Below are 17350 nucleotides of genomic sequence, written 5' to 3'. Positions count from 1 at the left end.
CGCCCACGCAAAACCGCCAAACACTCCGACAGGCCAATCCCAACGGAGGCTGGCCAGACAGACCAGCCATGATAAGACCAGAACGATGAATGCCGAGTTTTCCCTTCTGCGTCTCTATACGGAATGGGGCATTGATGCCGCCGTCATGGACCAGCCGGTTGACCACCGGCTGACAAATCCGCAGGCCCTGCGTGGGCCGGTACCTCATACTGCGGCCCCGACGCTGCCCCGGACCGCACAGCCCCCCATGGCTAACAGACCTGCTGGTGCCCCCGCCACCCGGCGCAATGCTGCGCCAGCCGCCTCCGATGCTGTTGCCCAGGCCAGCGCTCTTGCTGCCCAGGCCGACAGTCTGGAGGCACTCCATACCGCCATGGCGGGCTTTAGTGCCTGCGCCCTCCAGGCAACAGCCATGCACACACTGCTGCCCCAGGGCCCCCGCAACGCCCCCCTGATGCTGATAGGCGAAGCCCCAGACGCGGATGAAGACCGTAGCGGCCAACCCTTTACCGGCCGCTGCGGCGCCCTGCTGGATGAAATGCTGGCCCCACTGCCCTTACCCCGCGCCCAGCTGGCCCTGGCCACGGCCCTGCCCTGGCGCCCGCCCGGTGGCCGCCCGGCCTCGGCACTGGAACAACAGATCTGTCTGCCCTTTCTCCACCGCGCCATAGCCCTGCTGGCCCCCCGCCGCCTGCTGCTATGCGGGCGTATGCCCACAGCCATGGTGCTGGGCCGCGACACCCCCGCCCCACGGCGGCAATGGACCAGCGTAACCCTGCCCACATTGCCCCCGCTGCCGGTGCTCAGCCTGCCCCATCCCTTGCAGTTACGCGCCAGTGCCACAGCCCGGCGCGAAATATGGCAATCTCTTGTTCTTGTGGTGCACACATTGCGGCAGGACGGGTGAAAGCAAAAGTTTTCCACATTGTAATAAGCCCGACACAGCACCAAAGAAATACCAGCAAGAAATTACCGGAATAGTCTGGAAAACCAAAGCATTTACACCCCACAGGTCAGACTGTTGCACAGTGCCGGAAAACGGTCTTTACCCGGCACCTCACAGATGCTTGGAAAGAGAAAACTTGCTTTTTGCACGGCAAGCGCATAGACCCGCCCGGCTATGCGAGCGATAGGTCAAATCCCTCATCAGATCGCGGCCAAGGCCTTTCTGGCCGGTGCCGCCCTTTTGGCCAGCGCAAGCGTCAACCTGACGCGAGCCCATGCCAAGCCGCTGGAACGCGGGTCGGAGCCTCACAGCGAAGAGCTGGCTATGGTTCTGCCTCGTCCAGCCTTTCCTGAAGGCGACGAGCTTGCTCTTCCAAAGCCCCTCCCACCCGAGATTGCCACCCAGGTCCGTGCCATTTTCCGTATGCAGCGCCAGGGAGCCTTTGCCGAGGCAATCCGCAGTACCAGCCACCTGACCGACTCAACCCTGCTGGGTGAGCTCGAAGCCAGCCGTTACATGAACCCGGCCTACCACCCCAGTGCGACCGAGCTCCGGGCCTGGCTGAAGCAGTATGCCAGCTATGCCGACGCTCCCGCCCTGTGGGCACGGCTTGCAACGCTGGGCGAACGGGGCGGCCCCCTGCCGCCTGCACCGTCAAACGAGCATCTGGCACCCGAACACGCGGTGCTGGCCGTTGGCCCTCAGGCGCAGGACTTTACCCGCAACCCCATGCTGGACCGCACCCTGCACGAACGGACAGGCTGGGGGCCAAAAGGGGTCAAAAGTGCCCTGCACCTGATCAGCATTACCCCCGGTATGAAGCCAGCCTACGCAGCGCAGTTACAGGCTGAAGCCGCGCAGGCCATGCTGGCCGCTGGCAATACCGATCTGGCGCAGGAAATCAGCCATAACGCCTCCTCCCTCTCCCATGGGCAGAATGCTCTGGCCGGTTTTCTGACCGGACTAGCCCTGTGGCAGAAGCAGGATTACGCGCAGGCGGCTGCCTTCTTTGAAAAAGCAGCTCACGCACTGCACGCCACAGCCGACATGCGCGCCACATGCGCCTTCTGGGCCGCCCGCGCGCATGAAAAGCTGGGCGACACGCACAGCCAGCACCAGTGGCTGCAACATGCCGCCGCGTTTACCCGCAGTTTTTACGGTATTCTGGCGGCCCACACGCTCAATGCTGACCCGGCAAGCCACCATACGGCCCATGCCCAGCCAGCCCCAGCAAGCCAGCTTGCAGGCTTTCCCTCCTTGCAGGAAAGCCGGGCTACAGCCCCTGCCAGCACACCCGAGCCCGTGCTGACGGAAATTGATATTGAAGCCGTAGGCGGCACCGAGGTCGGGCGGCGGGTTTTTGCCCTGCTCCAGGTTGGCGAGCAAAACATGGCCGAAAACGCCATGCGCCGCGCCTGGCCCTCATTGCATGATGTGACGCTGGCACGGGCTTTCCAACTTGTCGCCAAGGCTGCTGGCCTGCAGGACCTCTCCAGCGAAATGCAGGAATCCCTGCGCGCACAGGCCAGCAATACGGATGATGCCCCTCTGCCCCACCTGCAACCCCGGCATGGCTTCACCATGGACCCGGCTCTGGTCTATGCGCTGGCACGGGTAGAATCGAACTTTGACCCACGGGCTGTTTCGGGCGCAGGCGCTCATGGGCTGATGCAGATCCGCGCCATTACCGCCGACTTTGTGACCAGCCCGGCCCACAGCACCATGTCCCACAGGTTCGAGCAGTCTGTCTCGGCGCTGTATGACCCTGGGGTCAACCTCGATATCGGGCAGCGGTATGTGCAGTATCTGGCCCAGTTAACCAGCCAGAACACCCATACCGAGGCCCGCGGAGGCGACATTATCCGCCTGCTGGCCAGCTACAACGCAGGCCCGTCTGCCCTGGCCCACTGGGAAAACAGCGGCAACACCCCCGACGACCCCCTGCTGTTCATGGAACTCCTGCCCAACGCCGAAACGCGGGATTATGTGCACCATACGCTGGCCTATCTATGGCGCTATGCCGCCAAGATGAAGCTCCCGGCCCCCTCTCTCGCAACGCTGGCACGTAACGAATGGCCTGACTTTGCTGACGAGAAAGCCCTCGCCAGCACCATGCCCCGGACTGTGCACTAAAGCAGCTTTCCAGACCTTGGTAACCGCTCGCTATGCGGACGTAGGGAACACCCCTGCGTCCGCTTTTTTATGGGGACTGTGAGACCCCAACCAAGACTGGGGAACAGACGCCGGAGGCTGTGGCCTCCCCACCACAGCCCTTCCAAATCTAGGGAACAGGATAGGGTGGGAGGTGGCGCACCCCGAATAAGGCTCTGGCTTGTTGCCTATGCCACGGTGCTTGCCGCCAAGACGATGGATATGGGGCTGCCATCCTTTTTTAGGGCTCCGCCCTGAAACCCGAAAGGGGTCTCAGCCCCCTTCACCCCGGTCAATAGAGGGTAGAGGGTGCAGACCCTCAGTTCTCAGCCAGAGCCTGCCTGCTGGCCCGCACGCGGGAGACACGGCGACCCTCCACTTCCTGCACTTCAAACAGCCATCCTTCATAGGCGACCTTGTCACCCACGGCTGGCACGCGCCGCAGCAGGGCCAGAATCAACCCGCCAAGAGTATGGTAGCTGCCCTCGTCCGGCAGGGCGCGCAGACCAAGCTGGTCTTTCACTTCATCGGCGGATTCTGCACCATCAAGCAGCAGCACGGCATCCTGCGCCGGGGCGGCATCCTCCCGCGTGCGGTGCTGTGTTTCGTGTGAGGTTTCGCCCACGATCGCGTCAAACAGGTCAGACGCTGTGACAATGCCTTCAAACGCGCCATATTCATCAAAGACAAAGGCCATGCCCAGCGGGATACCGCGCATACGGGCCAGCATATCCAGTGCGGAGATGCTATCGGGCACCACCACCATCGGGCGCAGCCCTGCCTCGATCGAGGCAGGCATACCGTCCAGCACCCTGTCGAGCATATCCTTGGCCAGCACGACCCCCACGGGGTTATCCACCCCCCCTTCGCACACCACAATCCGCGCATAGGTGCTTTGCCGCAGAGCACGCGCCAGCGCGCCACGGCCCGCATAGCGGTCGATCCAGTACAGCTCGTTCCGGGGGGTCATGATCGCGCGCACGGGCCTGTCCGCCAGCCGCAGCAGGCGTTCGATCATGGTGCGCTCTTCATGCTCCAGCACGCCAAGACGTGCGCCTTCGGCAATGTAGGCTTTCAGTTCATCTTCCGTCAGAGTCTGGTTGACCGCATCCCGCGCGCCCATAAGCCGCAACACAAGGTTGGACGACTGGCGCAGCAGCCACACCACCGGCCGGGTCATGTTGGCCAGCATCTCCAACGGCAAGGCCAGCCGGGCCGCCATGACCTCAGGCTCACGCAGGGCAAGCTGCTTGGGCACCAGTTCACCCAGCACCAGCATCAGGGTGGTGATCAGCACCACCACAAGCACCATGGACAACTGCGGGGCCACTGGCCGCAGCATGGCAAACTGTTCCAGAATGGGGGTCAGGTGCGCCTCTATCCGCACACCGCCGAACGTGCCTTCCAGAATGGACACAAGGGTCATGCCAATCTGGACTGTGGGCAGGAATATCTGCGGATTTTCAGCCAGGCGCATGGCGCTGTCCGCACCGCGCACACGTTGTTCCTGCAATCTGGCCAGCCGTGGCTTACGCACGGAAATCAGCGCCAGTTCGCCCATGGCAAACACGGCATTGAGAAGCACCAGAAAAACAATGACAAGAATCGAAAACGCCATGGAAGCAACAATACGCCTTGCAGTGGGCCAGATGCCCGCCAGGTTCGGCGTGGCGGGCAACAGGATAAGGGAGGAACCCCAGCGAAGCCACCCATGAAAAGCCCGCCTACCCCATGCACATGGTGTATGCCTGCCCCGGCCACAAAGCGGCCTGACCCTGGAGGCTGAGAGCCCGCAGATACAAAAAAGGCGGTCCAGACGGACCGCCTTTTACCCGGCATTAACCGATTCGAGCGCCTGCAAAACCCGCAGGCACACCACAGCTTAGTCGGCTGCGGTGGACTCGACTGCGGCAGGAGCCTGTGGGGCGTCGTTAGCCCCCTCGGTACGGATGACCTTCACGCGCGGTGCGCGGGCAGGCTTGCGTGCCGCAATGGCGTCCATCTGCTCTTCAACCTGCTTGGAGAAGACGTACTGAGCCGGGCGCTGGTTGGCCAGAGAGATTTCCGGCGCCATGGGCTTTTCCGTTTCCGGCCCGAACAGAGCCACCTTGGCAATGTGCCAGGGCCTGCGCACGGCATCCATGACAGCGGTGGACTCGTAACCGGAATGCACCATGCAGTCGGCGCATTTTTCATAATTACCGGTGCCGTAGTCGTCCCACTTGGTATCGTCCATCAGTTCCTGGAAGGTTTTGGCATAGCCTTCACCCAGCAGGTAGCACGGACGCTGCCAGCCAAACACGTTACGCAGCGGCTTGCCCCACGGCGTGCAGTGGTACTGCTCGTTACCCGCAAGGAAGTTCAGGAACAGCGGAGACTGTGTGAAGCGCCACTTCTTGCCCTTACCCAGACGGAAAACGTCACGGAAGAGCTGCTTGGTCTTCTGCCGGTTCAGGAAGTGTTCCTGATCCGGAGCGCGTTCGTAGGCATAGCCGGGGGCGGTCATAATACCGTCCACACCCATGGCCATGACCTCGTCAAAGAACGAGGCAACACGCTTGGGTTCCGCGCCATCAAACAGGGTGCAGTTGATGGAAATACGGAAGCCCCGGGCCTTGGCCTTCTTGATGGCGGCAACGGCACGCTCGTACACACCGTCCTGACAGACGGAGGCATCGTGCATGGTCTTGTCGCCGTCCAGATGCACGTCCCATGAGAAGAAGGGCGAGGGTTCGTACTCGTCCATTTTCTTTTCAAGCAGCAGCGCATTGGTGCACAGATAGACGTATTTTTTACGCGCGATCAGCCCACGGATAATCTCGGGCATTTCCTTGTGCAGCAGAGGTTCCCCACCCGCTACCGCAATAACGGGCGCACCGGCCTCGGCATCGGCATCAAGGCATTCCTGCACGGTCATCCGCTGGTTGAGAATGGCCGCGGGATAATCGATCTTCCCGCACCCGGCACAGGCCAGATTGCAGCGAAATAGCGGCTCAAGCATAAGCACAAGCGGATAGCGCTTACGCCCCGTAATGTGCTGTTTGACAACATAGCTGCCGACCCTGACGGCCTGCATTATCGGTACGGCCATAAACCCCCGCTTCGGCGCACCATCGACGCCCGTATCGTGACTGAACTACAAACCAGCCAGTATGTCCAAAAGGTAAACGCGGCCCGGATGCCTGTCCGCCCTAACCCGCGGGTGAACAGCAGGGCAGGAGCAGGGACAACCCGCACCACGCGTTGTGCAAAGACTTTCGCCTGCATATAGGTGGGGCTGTTTGTCAAGCTCAAGCCCTTTCAGCACCCTGTTGCAAAAAAAACACAATCTGCATTCAGTTTTGTTTCTGTACTTGCGTTCTTGCCAGAAACATTAAACCACATTGAGGTGGCTCGCGCTGTCTGGTGACAAGCTGACGCGACGTAAATCACATTGGGACACTACACTGCGGCCCCTGCTACACCCCGGGGCGGGCATGCCGTGCCCCCACGAACAAGAAGATGGAAACGATCGCATGAACAGTTCTCAGGACAAGGGTGCAGCACCCGCGGTTCCGACGTATGGGCGTTTTCCTGTTCTGGACCGGGTGAGCGAGCCTGTTGGCCTACGGAACCTGTCTGTTGAGCAGTTGAAGCAGGTTGCGGATGAACTGCGGGCCGAGACGATTGATGCGGTTTCGACCACGGGCGGGCACCTTGGGGCCTCTCTGGGCGTGATTGAACTGACCGTAGCGCTGCACGCGGTGTTTGACACCCCCGATGACCGGCTGATCTGGGACGTGGGCCATCAGGCCTATCCGCACAAGATCCTGACCGGCCGCCGCGACCGTATCCGCACCCTGCGCCAGCCAGGCGGGCTGTCAGGCTTTACCCGCCGCTCGGAAAGCCCCTACGACCCCTTTGGCGCGGCCCATTCCTCCACCTCCATTTCCGCCGGGCTGGGCATGGCTGTGGCCCACCATCTGCGCGCCGAGGAAGACCCGTCCTACAAGGAACGCAATGTCATCGCCGTGATCGGGGATGGCTCCATCTCCGCCGGGATGGCCTATGAGGCCATGAACAACGCCGCCGTGGCCGGCCCCGGGGCCGAACGGCTGATTGTCATCCTCAACGACAACGAAATGTCCATCGCCCCCCCTGTGGGCGCCATGTCCAAATACCTGTCGCGGCTAATGTCCTCGCGCCAGTTCATGGGCCTGCGCGATCTGGCGGGCCGCCTGGTTAAAAAGCTGCCTGCCCCGGTCGAGCGCACCGCCCGCAAGGCGGACGAATACGCCCGTGGCATGATTACGGGCGGCACCCTGTTTGAAGAGCTGGGCTTTTACTACGTCGGCCCCGTGGATGGCCACGACCTGCCCCAGCTTGTGTCCATCCTGCGCAACCTGCGTGACACGGACAACGGCCCGATCCTGCTGCATGTCATTACCGAAAAAGGCCATGGCTACCGCCCGGCGGAAACGGCGGGTGACAAGTATCACGCGGTGGCCAAGTTCAACATCGTCACGGGTGAGCAGACAAAAGGCCCCGCTGGTCCGCCCAGCTATACCTCCGTCTTCTCGCGCGAGCTCGTGCGCCGGGCCGCAACGGATGACCGCATTACCGCCATTACAGCCGCCATGCCCTCGGGCACCGGGCTGGATGCCTTTGCCAAGTCCTACCCCGACCGCTTTTTCGATGTCGGCATTGCCGAGCAGCACGCCGTCACCTTTGCCGCAGGCATGGCCTCCGAAGGGCTACGGCCGTTCTGCGCCATTTACTCCACCTTCCTCCAGCGCGCCTATGACCAGGTGATGCACGATGTGGTGCTCCAAAACCTGCCGGTACGCTTTGGCATTGACCGCGCCGGTCTGGTCGGGGCCGATGGGGCCACGCATGCCGGGTCGTTCGACATTGCGTATCTGGGCTGCCTGCCGGGCATGACCATCATGGCACCGTCGGACGAGGTGGAACTGCTGCACATGACAGCCACCGCCGTCGAGTTTGATGACGGGCCGATTGCCCTGCGTTACCCACGTGGCAACGGGCTTGGTCTGGACCTGCCTGCCCAGGGGCAGGTGCTGGAGATCGGGCGTGGGCGGATCATCCGCGAGATGCGTGCCCAGAGCGGGGCTGAAAAAGGCGGCATTGCCATTCTGTCGCTCGGCCCGAGGCTGGCTGAATGCCTGAAGGCTGCGGACATGCTGACCGCACAGGGTCTGCCGCCCACCGTGGCTGACGCCCGCTTTGCCAAGCCGCTGGACACGGCCCTGATCGAAAATCTGGCCCGCAACCATGCGGTGCTGATTACCATCGAGGAAGGCTCCGAAGGCGGCTTCAGCTCCCTCGTCTGCCACCATCTGGCCCGCACGGGCCTGCTGGACAGCGTGCGCTTCCGCCCCATGACCCTGCCCGACAGGTTCATCGACCACAATACGCAGAACGCCCAGTATGACGAGGCAGGGCTCTCCGCCAGCCATATCGTCGCAACCGCTCTCAATGCTCTGGGGGTCAACACCACAAGCATCGGTGGCATGCTTGCTGGGAACTTGTAAAATCACTCACCGGAAATGAAGTGTTAGAACCATGAAAAGTCTCTCTCTTCGTGTCGTTTTCGCTCTGGGCCTGAGCGTCCCCCTCCTTCCGGTGGCGCATGTCACCACATCCAGCGCGCTGGCACAGTCCGCCCCCGCCAGCGCCATTACCGCCCCGGTGCAGCAGATTTATGCGGCTCTGGAGCAGGTGCAGGCATCGCATGCTGATTTTGCGCAGCGCAGCAAAATTGTGGCTACCGCCGTGGACCAGGCCTACGACCTGGAAGCCGTGCTCAAAGCCTCCATCGGCCTGCGCTACAATGCCCTCAGTGCTGAGGAAAAGCAGAAGCTGCTGAGCGTGTTCCGTGACTTTACGGTGGCCCGCTATGTCTCCAGCTTCAAGCCCGATTCCGGTGCGCACTTTACTGTCACCCCGACCGTCACCGATTCCCCGATCGGTGGCAGCAAGATCGTGCAGACCCATATCGGTTCCGCCGACAGCATGCCGGGCACCGAGGTCAGCTACATCATGACCAACGAGAATGGGGCATGGAAGATCACGGATGTGCTACTGGGTGATTCCCACATCAGTCAGGCGGCTGCCCAGCGTTCCGACTTCAGCGCAACTCTGGCGTCGGGCGGCGTGCCTGCGCTGATCAGTGTTCTGGAACGCAAGGTCCAGAATTATTCCAAGGACTGAGGTCTAGTAGCAGAGCATGACCAGCAGCGCGCGGCACGGCAAACACACACCCGGCCAGAAGGCGAAAGCCAAGCCATGATGAACGCTTTTGCGCTTCTGGGCACTGCCAGCGCCACGCTGGCAGTGACAGGCTGTGTTCAGGCTGCTCTGGGCACTGGCCTGCTGGCGCGCTTCCGCCGCCGGGAAAGGGGCTCTGCCGCCCCTGCTCCGTCCCCCCTGCCCCCAGTTAGTGTACTCAAGCCCCTTTACGGGTCCGAACCCCTGCTGGAAGAAGCGCTGGAAAGCTTCTGTACGCAGGATTATCCGCATTTTCAGATTCTGTTCGGCGTGCGCGACGCTGACGACCCTGCTGTGGCCATTGTCCAGCGGCTTCAGGAACGCCACCCCAACCGTGACCTGCAACTTGTGGTCAACCCGGTCATTCACGGGCTGAACCGCAAGATCAGCAACGTCATGAACATTCTGCCCCAGGCCAGATACGAGCTGCTGGTGATCTCGGACTCGGACATCCATGTCAGCCCGGATTACCTGCGCCATGTGGTCGCCGCCCTGCACAAGCCGGGCACGGGGCTTGTCACCACCCTGTACGCCGGTCTGCCCGCCACTGGCAGCCTGGTGCAGATGCTGGCCGCCTGCCAGATCAACCATAATTTTCTGCCCGGTGTCATTCTGTCGCGCTATCTGGGCCGACAGGACTGTCTGGGTGCCACCATGGCCCTGCGCCGGGATGTGCTGGACGCCGTGGGCGGGCTTGAGGCCCTTCTCCCCCATGTGGCGGATGATGCCCTGCTGGGCAGGCTGGTCCGCCAGTTGGGCATGGACATTACCATTGCCGACTGCCTGACATGGACCACCATTGCCGAATCGAGCTTTGGGGAACTGCTACGCCATGAGCTGCGCTGGGGCCGCACGGTCTGTGCGCTGGCCCCTGCGGGCTATGCAGCGTCCTCCATACAGCTCCCTTTGTTCTGGGCGACGCTGACTGTGGCATTCCTGCACGGCATCCCCTGGGTCATGCCGTTTTTCTGGGGTCTATGGGGCGTGCGCGCCCTGCTGGCTCTGGGGGTGGACCGCACGGTAGGGTCACGCAGGCTGTGGCCTTTACTGCTGTTGCCCGTGCGGGACTGGCTGTCCGCCGCCATCATGGTGGGCAGCGCCAGCGGCACGGAAGTACACTGGCGGGGTGAAACCATGCATGTGGCCCCACACCCCGCGCCAGCCCCCCAACGCGGGCTGTCTGCTGGCCGGTAGCCCCATACGCCATGCAGGCAGGGCTTGTTTCCCCCCGCCCGCCAGAGTAATTGCCCAACAACACACCCACCAGACGCTAACGTCTTTAACCCCTCGTCCCGCGCTGAAACCGGCCACCAGCCCGGCACTCCACGCCTTTGATCTTGTCAGGATAGAAACCGATGACGATGAGAACCCTTTTTCTCCAGCCCCCCACCTTTGATGGCTTCGATGGTGGCGCTGGCTCACGCTATCAGGCGCGCCGCGAAATCAAATCCTTCTGGTATCCGACCTGGCTTGCCCAGCCTGCCGCCCTGGTCAAAGGCAGCCGCCTGATAGACGCGCCCCCCGCCCGCATGGGCATGGAGCCGATTCTGGAAGACGTGAAGAACCGCGATCTGGTGATCCTGCACACCTCCACCCCGTCCTTCGGCAAGGACGTGCAGGTGGCGCAGATGCTCAAGGACGTGAACCCCAACCTGAAGATCGGCATGGTTGGCGCAAAGGTGGCTGTCCAGCCCGAGGAAAGCCTGCTCAAGGGTGCGCCCATCGACTTCGTGGCCCGCAACGAATTTGACTTCACGATCAAGGACATTGCCGACGGCATGGACTTCAAGGACGTGGACGGCATTTCCTGGCGGAACAAGAACGGCGAGATTGTTGCCAACCGCGACCGCGCCATGATCGAAGACATGGACAGCCTGCCCTTCGTGACCGAAGTGTACAAGCGCGACCTGCGGATTGAGGACTACTTTATCGGCTACCTCAAGCACCCGTATATTTCCATCTACACAGGCCGTGGCTGCAAATCCCGCTGCACCTTCTGCCTGTGGCCGCAGACCGTGGGTGGCCACCGCTACCGCACGCGCAGCCCGCAGCATGTGGCGGCCGAAATCCGTCTGGCGATGCAGTATTTCCCGCAGGTGCAGGAATTCTTCTTCGACGACGACACCTTCACCGACGACCTGCCGCGTGCAGAAGCCATTGCGCGTGAACTGGGCAAGCTGGGTGTAACCTGGTCGTGCAACGCCAAGGCCAATGTGCCGCGCGACACGCTCAAGGTGCTGCGTGACAACGGCCTGCGCCTGCTGCTGGTCGGTTACGAAAGCGGCAACCAGCAGATCCTGCACAACATCAAAAAGGGCATGCGGGTCGAAACCGCGCGGGAGTTCACCAAGAACTGCCACGAGCTCGGCATCAAGATCCACGGTACCTTCATCCTCGGTCTGCCGGGCGAAACGCGCGAAACCATTCAGGAAACCATCCGCTTCGCGCAGGAAATCAACCCGCATACGCTCCAGGTCTCGCTGGCAGCACCGTATCCGGGCACCTTCCTGCACCAGCAGGCCACAGAAAACGGCTGGCTGGATGAAAGCAACGCCGACCTGCTGGACGAAAACGGCGTGCAGATTGCACCGCTGCACTACCCGCACCTGTCGCACACGGAAATCTTTGGCAGCGTGGAAGAATTCTACAAGAAGTTCTACTTCCGCGCCCCCAAGATTGCCTCCATCCTTGGCGAGATGATCACCTCCCCGCAGATGATGAAGCGCCGCCTGCGTGAAGGTGTTGAGTTCTTCCAGTTCCTCAAGGACCGCAAGGCCGCCTGAGGACACAGACCCACGTGGCAGCCCCAAAGTTGCCACGGACCGGTGCATGACACCCCTTCCCGCCGATGCTAACAACGGCCGGGAAGGAGCACCCCATGAAACGCGCCATTGTTTCCGCCGATGATTTCGGCATGTCCCTTGAAGTTAACGAGGCGATAGAAACCGCCCATCGCCGTGGCCTGCTATCCACTGCAAGCCTGATGGTTGCCGGGGCTGCCGCGCAGGACGCCATAGAGCGTGCCAGACGCCTGCCCACCCTGAATGTCGGCCTGCACCTGGTGGTGATAGAAGGCCCAGCCACCCTACCCCATGACCGCCTGCCGCTGATTACAGGGGCTGATGGCTGGTTTTCCTCCTCCCAGCTTGGACTTGGCGTGGATTATTTTTTCCGCCCCGAAGGCCGCCGCGAACTGGCACTGGAAATAAACGCCCAGTTTGAAGCCTTTGCCCGCACCGGCCTGCGGCTGGACCATGCCAACGCCCACAAGCACATGCACCTGCACCCCACCGTCGGCAGGATGATGATCGACATTGGCAAGCGCCATGGGCTGAACGCCGTGCGCGTGCCGCTGGAACCCCCAGAGCCCCTGTATGCCGCAGGCACCTATACCGACAGCCTGGGCGACGCCGCACTGCGCCACTGGACACGCCTGCTCCGCCATCAGGCCCGCAGTGCTGGCATGGCCACCAATGACTGGTGCTTTGGTCTGGCATGGAGCGGCCACATGACGGCTGACCGTGTGGCGGCACTGGCGGCTCATCTGCCTGATGGTGTTTCTGAAATCTATTTCCATCCTGCGACGGGCAAGAACCCCCTGATCAACCGGCTGATGCCCACTTACGCGCATGAAGCCGAACTGGATGCCCTGTGCGCCCCCGGCTTCAAGAACGGTCTTGCCCATTCTGGTGCCCAGCTTTGTGGCTGGCAGGATGTCGTTCGGGCACAGCGTGGCTGATATCTGTTGCAAAATTATCGTTATAACAAGATCGTTATCTGAATTTTTCTGTTTGTTCCTGTATTTTGGAGTTTTGAGCAACAATATTACAAAATTCCTCTTGACCAGAGTTTAGTCTTCATGGTTCTGATGTGAGGCCGACAACTTATAATAACAAAAAGCGGTATTGTCTGATGTCACACCACCACGAAGTCTTATCTGATGTATTCCGCTTATCCCGTCTGTGTCCTGCGGCAGCCATTACTGCCGTCAGACCAAGTAACAGCTATTCCTGAAACGCCCTTCAGGCCCTTCTTCGACTTACAGGACGCGGAATGAAACACTCTGGCACCCACCGCCACACCGTTGGCGGCGCGCGTACACTCATGCGCTCCACACTCCTTACGGGCTGTGCGGCTGTTACTCTGGCCGCATTCTGGAAAGCGCCCGCAGCGCAGGCCCAGACGGTCGTGTCCAGCCACACGATTGTTACCCCCACACCTACCCCGGTTTCAGCCCTTATGGGCAACAGCCCCCATGTCACGCTGGTCAAGGGCAGCCGGTCGTCGGGCATTGGCCTGCCCAACCCCGATGCCATCCGCCAGCCTGCAAATTCTGCACTGCCCGCCAATGGTATCCCGCTGTTTCCCTCCGAAGGGATGGCCCCTATCGGTGTGCGCCCCATTGTGCCGTCGGGCGACAAGAACGCAGCCCTCCAGGTTGAGCTGGACCCTGTCAGCCAGGCCGAAGGCCCCTCCGCCCTGCTGCCCGCATGGCTGGACGCCCAGCGCACGCACGACATGCCCGATGCCTATTACGTACCAACGGGCGGCAGCGGCCATCTGATCCCGCAGTTAATGCCCTTCCGTAACCGCCTGAAAGAAAAAGGCTTTTCCTTCTCATTCTCCTACAAGGGGGAATGGATGGGGCTTTTCAGCGGTGGTCTGCCCAATGAAAAGGGCAACAGCTATGTGCATGAGCTGACCCTGCAAAGCACCTTCGACCTGGGCAAGATGTCCAGCAATCTTGAAGGCTGGTCCGTGCATACGCTGGTCATGGAACGTGCGGGTAAGGCCTACCAGAACCGCGTGGGCGAAAGCTACGTGGCGTTGCAGGAAGTGTACACACTGTCCGGCCATGTGGCGGCCCATCTGGTGGACATGTACGCCGAAAAGAAATTCCGTGACAACACCATGGATATCATTTTCGGGCGTATGTCGCTGACCCATGTGTTTGCGACATCGCCGCTGCTGTGTACCTTCCAGGTCACCTGTTCCGCCCCGGCGGCACTCAAGCAGAACCCGGCCCTGAGCGTGTACCCAAAAGCCACATGGGGCGCGCGCCTGCGCTTCCGCCCGACGCGTGATACAGCCTTGCAGGTGGGTGCGTATTCGGTCAGCAAGCTGGCCGACAACCCCAGTGGCTGGGCCTGGGGGGCGGAGGACGCCACTGGCCTGTCCCTGCCCATCGAATTCACGTGGCAGCCTTTCCTGACCCGCAACCGCCTGCCAGGGCATTATGTCGTGGGCTACGCGCATGACACCACGCGCTATGCCGACAAGCTGGCCTCTGCCCTGCCTGCGGCTGTTGCCAACACCATACCGGGCATCCGCTCCGCCCCGTCTGACATGTTCTGGCTGGAAACCGACCAGATGGTCTACCGTCTGGGCGGCAAGAACCAGATGGCCGGTGGGTATCTGATGGCCGGTTACGTGCATGTGACCCCACGGGCCGTTAACGTGTCTGACCAGGCTTATGCTGGCTTCTCGCTCTCCGGGCTTATTCCCTCCCGCGTGTCAGACCGCCTTGGCGTGCTGTGGTCCTGGTACAAGGTCAGCAACCGGCGGCGTGGCAGCGAAATTCTGGCGCAGGACTACGGCTACTCCCTGGGGAACGGCGTGTATGGTATCCAGAATGACTCCCACGTGATCGAGGCATATTACGCCATTAACGCTCTGCCCGGTCTGCTGATCCAGCCCGAGTTCCAGTACATGATCCACCCTGGCGAGACCCATAACATCCCCAATTCAGCCGCCATGGGGCTGAAGGTTATTGCCAACCTCTGACACAGTAACCGCCTGCCCCCCAGCCATGGGGTGGCAGGCACCATTTTTTTGCCATCCCACAGGCCTAGGCATGCACGAGTGCCTCTGCTACTCAGCGGAGGAACCGTCCTCAACCTTCATGCGACTGGCCTGCTGCACACCGGCATGACTGATTCATCCCCCAAGACCCAACCCGAACAGCGGCTTTCCGCACAGGCGCAGGCCGCCCGTGACGACCGCATGGCCCGTCAGGCCGCTGCCTTGCGCGCCAACCTGCGCCGCCGCAAGGAACAGGCGCGTAGCAGGCAGGATGCCGACCCAGGTTCCGATCCCATCCCCCCGAATGGAGTTTCCAAGACATGCCCGTGATGCCCGATACATGGATCCGCCAGATGGCCAGGGAACAGGGGATGATCGAACCTTTTGTGGAAAACCAGCGCCGCGAGGGCGTTATTTCCTACGGCCTGTCATCCTATGGCTACGATGCCCGCGTAGCGGATGATTTTCGCATTTTCACCGATGTGAACAACGCCATCGTGGACCCCAAGAACTTCAGCCCCGATGGGTTTGTGTCCCGCAAGGCGGATGAATGCATTATCCCGCCCAACAGCTTTGTGCTGGCCCATACCATTGAATACTTCCGCATCCCGCGGGATGTGCTGGTGGTGTGCCTGGGCAAGTCCACCTATGCGCGGTGCGGCATTATTGTAAACGTGACCCCGCTGGAACCAGAGTGGGAAGGCCAGGTCACGATTGAAATCAGCAACACCACCCCCCTGCCCGCACGGATTTATGCCAACGAGGGCATTTGCCAGTTCCTGTTCTTCAAAGGCGAGACGCCTTGCGAAACCAGCTACGCTGACAGGGCCGGTAAATACATGAGCCAGCGTGGCGTCACCACGCCGCGGATGTAAGCGCATGGACCATTTCATCATCCATGGCGGCCGCCCGCTACACGGCGAAATTGTTATTGGTGGCGCCAAGAATGCAGGGCTGAAGCTGCTTGTCGCCGGGCTGCTGACATCCGAACGCCTGACCCTGTCCAATGTGCCCCGCATTGCCGATATTGCCACCATGCGCACCCTGCTGGAACAGCACGGGCTGAATGTGATGGACCTGGCGGGGGATGGCTCTGTGCTGTCCGTCGGGGGCGACATTACCAATACGGAAGCCCCTTACGACATTGTTTCCAAAATGCGGGCGTCCATTCTGGTGCTGGGCCCGCTTCTGGCCCGCTGCCGGGAGGCCCGCGTGTCCCTTCCCGGTGGCTGTGCCATTGGCACCCGCCCGGTGGACCTGCACCTGAAAGGGCTGGAAACACTCGGGGCCGAGATCACCCTTGAGAACGGCTATATCCACGCCCGCGCCCCCCATGGCCTGAAGGGCGAGCGTATTATCCTGCCCTTCGCCTCGGTCGGGGCGACGGAAAACCTGATGATGGCTGCAACCCTGGCACAGGGGCGCACAACCATTATCAACGCCGCGCGTGAGCCGGAAATGCTGGACCTGGCCAACTGCCTGAACGCCATGGGGGCCAAAATCAGCGGGGCGGGTGGTGGCACCATCGTGATTGATGGGGTCGAGGCCCTGCATGGGGCCGAACACCGCATTATGTCCGACCGGATTGAATGTGGCACCTATGCCTGTGCCGCAGCAATCACCGGGGGTGACCTGCGCCTGATTGATGGCCACATCGACCACCTGGGTTCAGTCGCCCGGGCGCTGGAGGAATGTGGGGTTGAGGTCACGCAGGATGGCAACGTCATGCGGGTGCGCCGTACTGGGGCACTGCGCGGCATTGATATCATGACCGAACCCTACCCCGGTTTCCCGACAGATATGCAGGCCCAGTTCATGGCGCTGCTGTCCGTTGCGGAAGGGGCCTCCATGATTACGGAAACCATTTTTGAAAACCGTTTCATGCACGTGCCCGAACTCAACCGCATGGGGGCTCGCATTAACGTCCATGGCTCCTCTGCCATTATCCGGGGGGTGCATGGGCTGTCGGGAGCCCCGGTCATGGCAACCGACCTGCGGGCGTCCTTCTCACTCATCATCGCAGGGCTTGCCGCCCATGGTGAGACAATTCTAAGCCGCGTTTACCATCTTGACCGTGGGTACGAGGCTGTTGAGCGTAAACTGGCGGCCTGTGGCGCCAAGATCGAACGCGTCAGGGGCTAACACCAGCCCCTGCACCGTTTGGGTCACAGACTAAAACCCCCG

The 17350-nt window shown here is 61.6% G+C and carries 13 protein-coding genes; 11 read left to right on the top strand and 2 right to left on the bottom strand.

All coding sequences use genetic code 11. From position 1 onward, the window contains the following. The first annotated feature begins 85 nt into the window (after positions 1-85). Together FLP30_RS07555 and FLP30_RS07550 are read left to right on the top strand one after the other, a co-directional pair. Positions 86-907: a uracil-DNA glycosylase gene (locus tag FLP30_RS07555; protein ID WP_149279274.1), complete on the top strand. Its 822-nt coding sequence runs from the start codon at positions 86-88 to the stop codon at positions 905-907. 213 nt (positions 908-1120) lie between these two features. Then, entirely contained in the window at positions 1121-3079 is a 1959-nt protein-coding gene (locus tag FLP30_RS07550) for a transglycosylase SLT domain-containing protein (protein ID WP_149279273.1), read from the top strand. Positions 3080-3416: 337 nt separating this feature from the next. On the opposite strand, the gene FLP30_RS07545 is transcribed toward FLP30_RS07550, so the two are convergent. Together FLP30_RS07545 and hpnH are read right to left on the bottom strand one after the other, a co-directional pair. Continuing rightward, positions 3417-4715 (bottom strand): hemolysin family protein, encoded by a 1299-nt coding sequence (locus FLP30_RS07545; RefSeq protein WP_149279272.1) that lies wholly within the window; start codon positions 4713-4715, stop codon positions 3417-3419. Positions 4716-4979: 264 nt separating this feature from the next. After that, positions 4980-6188 carry an adenosyl-hopene transferase HpnH gene (hpnH, locus tag FLP30_RS07540; protein WP_149279271.1) on the bottom strand — a complete coding sequence of 403 codons (1209 nt, stop codon included), beginning with the start codon at positions 6186-6188 and terminating at the stop codon, positions 4980-4982. Positions 6189-6612: 424 nt separating this feature from the next. Between hpnH and dxs the strand changes: the two genes are divergently transcribed. The 9 genes from dxs (at position 6613) to murA (ending at position 17308) form a co-directional block, all read left to right on the top strand. After that, complete coding sequence (dxs, locus tag FLP30_RS07535; protein ID WP_149279270.1) at positions 6613-8628, top strand: 1-deoxy-D-xylulose-5-phosphate synthase; 2016 nt, start codon at positions 6613-6615, stop codon at positions 8626-8628. A 31-nt stretch (positions 8629-8659) separates the two neighbouring features. Next, positions 8660-9307, top strand: coding sequence for an ABC transporter substrate-binding protein (locus tag FLP30_RS07530; protein WP_149279269.1), 648 nt, complete (start codon positions 8660-8662; stop codon positions 9305-9307). Between the two features lie 78 nt (positions 9308-9385). Further along, the gene (hpnI, locus tag FLP30_RS07525; RefSeq protein ID WP_149280287.1) at positions 9386-10558 is read left to right on the top strand and encodes a bacteriohopanetetrol glucosamine biosynthesis glycosyltransferase HpnI; all 1173 of its coding nucleotides are present in this window, start codon (positions 9386-9388) and stop codon (positions 10556-10558) included. 161 nt (positions 10559-10719) lie between these two features. Beyond that, positions 10720-12147: a hopanoid biosynthesis associated radical SAM protein HpnJ gene (hpnJ, locus tag FLP30_RS07520; protein ID WP_210419262.1), complete on the top strand. Its 1428-nt coding sequence runs from the start codon at positions 10720-10722 to the stop codon at positions 12145-12147. A 95-nt stretch (positions 12148-12242) separates the two neighbouring features. Continuing rightward, positions 12243-13103 (top strand): hopanoid biosynthesis-associated protein HpnK, encoded by an 861-nt coding sequence (gene hpnK, locus FLP30_RS07515; RefSeq protein ID WP_149279268.1) that lies wholly within the window; start codon positions 12243-12245, stop codon positions 13101-13103. 314 nt (positions 13104-13417) lie between these two features. Then, positions 13418-15148, top strand: coding sequence for a carbohydrate porin (locus tag FLP30_RS07510; RefSeq protein ID WP_149279267.1), 1731 nt, complete (start codon positions 13418-13420; stop codon positions 15146-15148). 144 nt (positions 15149-15292) lie between these two features. After that, positions 15293-15496, top strand: a complete 204-nt coding sequence (locus tag FLP30_RS07505; protein ID WP_149279266.1) for a hypothetical protein — start codon at positions 15293-15295, stop codon at positions 15494-15496. Then, positions 15487-16041 carry a dCTP deaminase gene (gene dcd, locus FLP30_RS07500; protein ID WP_149279265.1) on the top strand — a complete coding sequence of 185 codons (555 nt, stop codon included), beginning with the start codon at positions 15487-15489 and terminating at the stop codon, positions 16039-16041. The genes FLP30_RS07505 and dcd overlap by 10 nt, the downstream gene beginning before the upstream one ends. 4 nt (positions 16042-16045) lie before the next feature. After that, positions 16046-17308, top strand: coding sequence for a UDP-N-acetylglucosamine 1-carboxyvinyltransferase (gene murA / locus FLP30_RS07495; RefSeq protein ID WP_149279264.1), 1263 nt, complete (start codon positions 16046-16048; stop codon positions 17306-17308). Positions 17309-17350: the final 42 nt, after the last annotated feature.

The organism is Acetobacter vaccinii (assembly GCF_008365315.1).
Taxonomy (GTDB): Bacteria; Pseudomonadota; Alphaproteobacteria; order Acetobacterales; family Acetobacteraceae; genus Acetobacter; species Acetobacter vaccinii.
This window is presented reverse-complemented; position numbering and strand designations above follow the sequence as displayed.

Excerpts from the sequence above, each read along its gene's own strand:
- FLP30_RS07545 (WP_149279272.1), bottom strand. The coding sequence starts at position 4,715 with ATGGCGTTTTCGATTCTTGTCATTGTTTTTCTGGTGCTTCTCAATGCC.
- dxs (WP_149279270.1), top strand. The coding sequence starts at position 6,613 with ATGAACAGTTCTCAGGACAAGGGTGCAGCACCCGCGGTTCCGACGTAT.
- FLP30_RS07550 (WP_149279273.1), top strand. The coding sequence starts at position 1,121 with ATGCGAGCGATAGGTCAAATCCCTCATCAGATCGCGGCCAAGGCCTTT.
- hpnJ (WP_210419262.1), top strand. The coding sequence starts at position 10,720 with ATGACGATGAGAACCCTTTTTCTCCAGCCCCCCACCTTTGATGGCTTC.
- FLP30_RS07530 (WP_149279269.1), top strand. The coding sequence starts at position 8,660 with ATGAAAAGTCTCTCTCTTCGTGTCGTTTTCGCTCTGGGCCTGAGCGTC.
- FLP30_RS07510 (WP_149279267.1), top strand. The coding sequence starts at position 13,418 with ATGAAACACTCTGGCACCCACCGCCACACCGTTGGCGGCGCGCGTACA.
- dcd (WP_149279265.1), top strand. The coding sequence starts at position 15,487 with ATGCCCGTGATGCCCGATACATGGATCCGCCAGATGGCCAGGGAACAG.
- FLP30_RS07555 (WP_149279274.1), top strand. The coding sequence starts at position 86 with ATGAATGCCGAGTTTTCCCTTCTGCGTCTCTATACGGAATGGGGCATT.
- FLP30_RS07505 (WP_149279266.1), top strand. The coding sequence starts at position 15,293 with ATGACTGATTCATCCCCCAAGACCCAACCCGAACAGCGGCTTTCCGCA.
- hpnH (WP_149279271.1), bottom strand. The coding sequence starts at position 6,188 with ATGGCCGTACCGATAATGCAGGCCGTCAGGGTCGGCAGCTATGTTGTC.
- murA (WP_149279264.1), top strand. The coding sequence starts at position 16,046 with ATGGACCATTTCATCATCCATGGCGGCCGCCCGCTACACGGCGAAATT.
- hpnI (WP_149280287.1), top strand. The coding sequence starts at position 9,386 with ATGAACGCTTTTGCGCTTCTGGGCACTGCCAGCGCCACGCTGGCAGTG.
- hpnK (WP_149279268.1), top strand. The coding sequence starts at position 12,243 with ATGAAACGCGCCATTGTTTCCGCCGATGATTTCGGCATGTCCCTTGAA.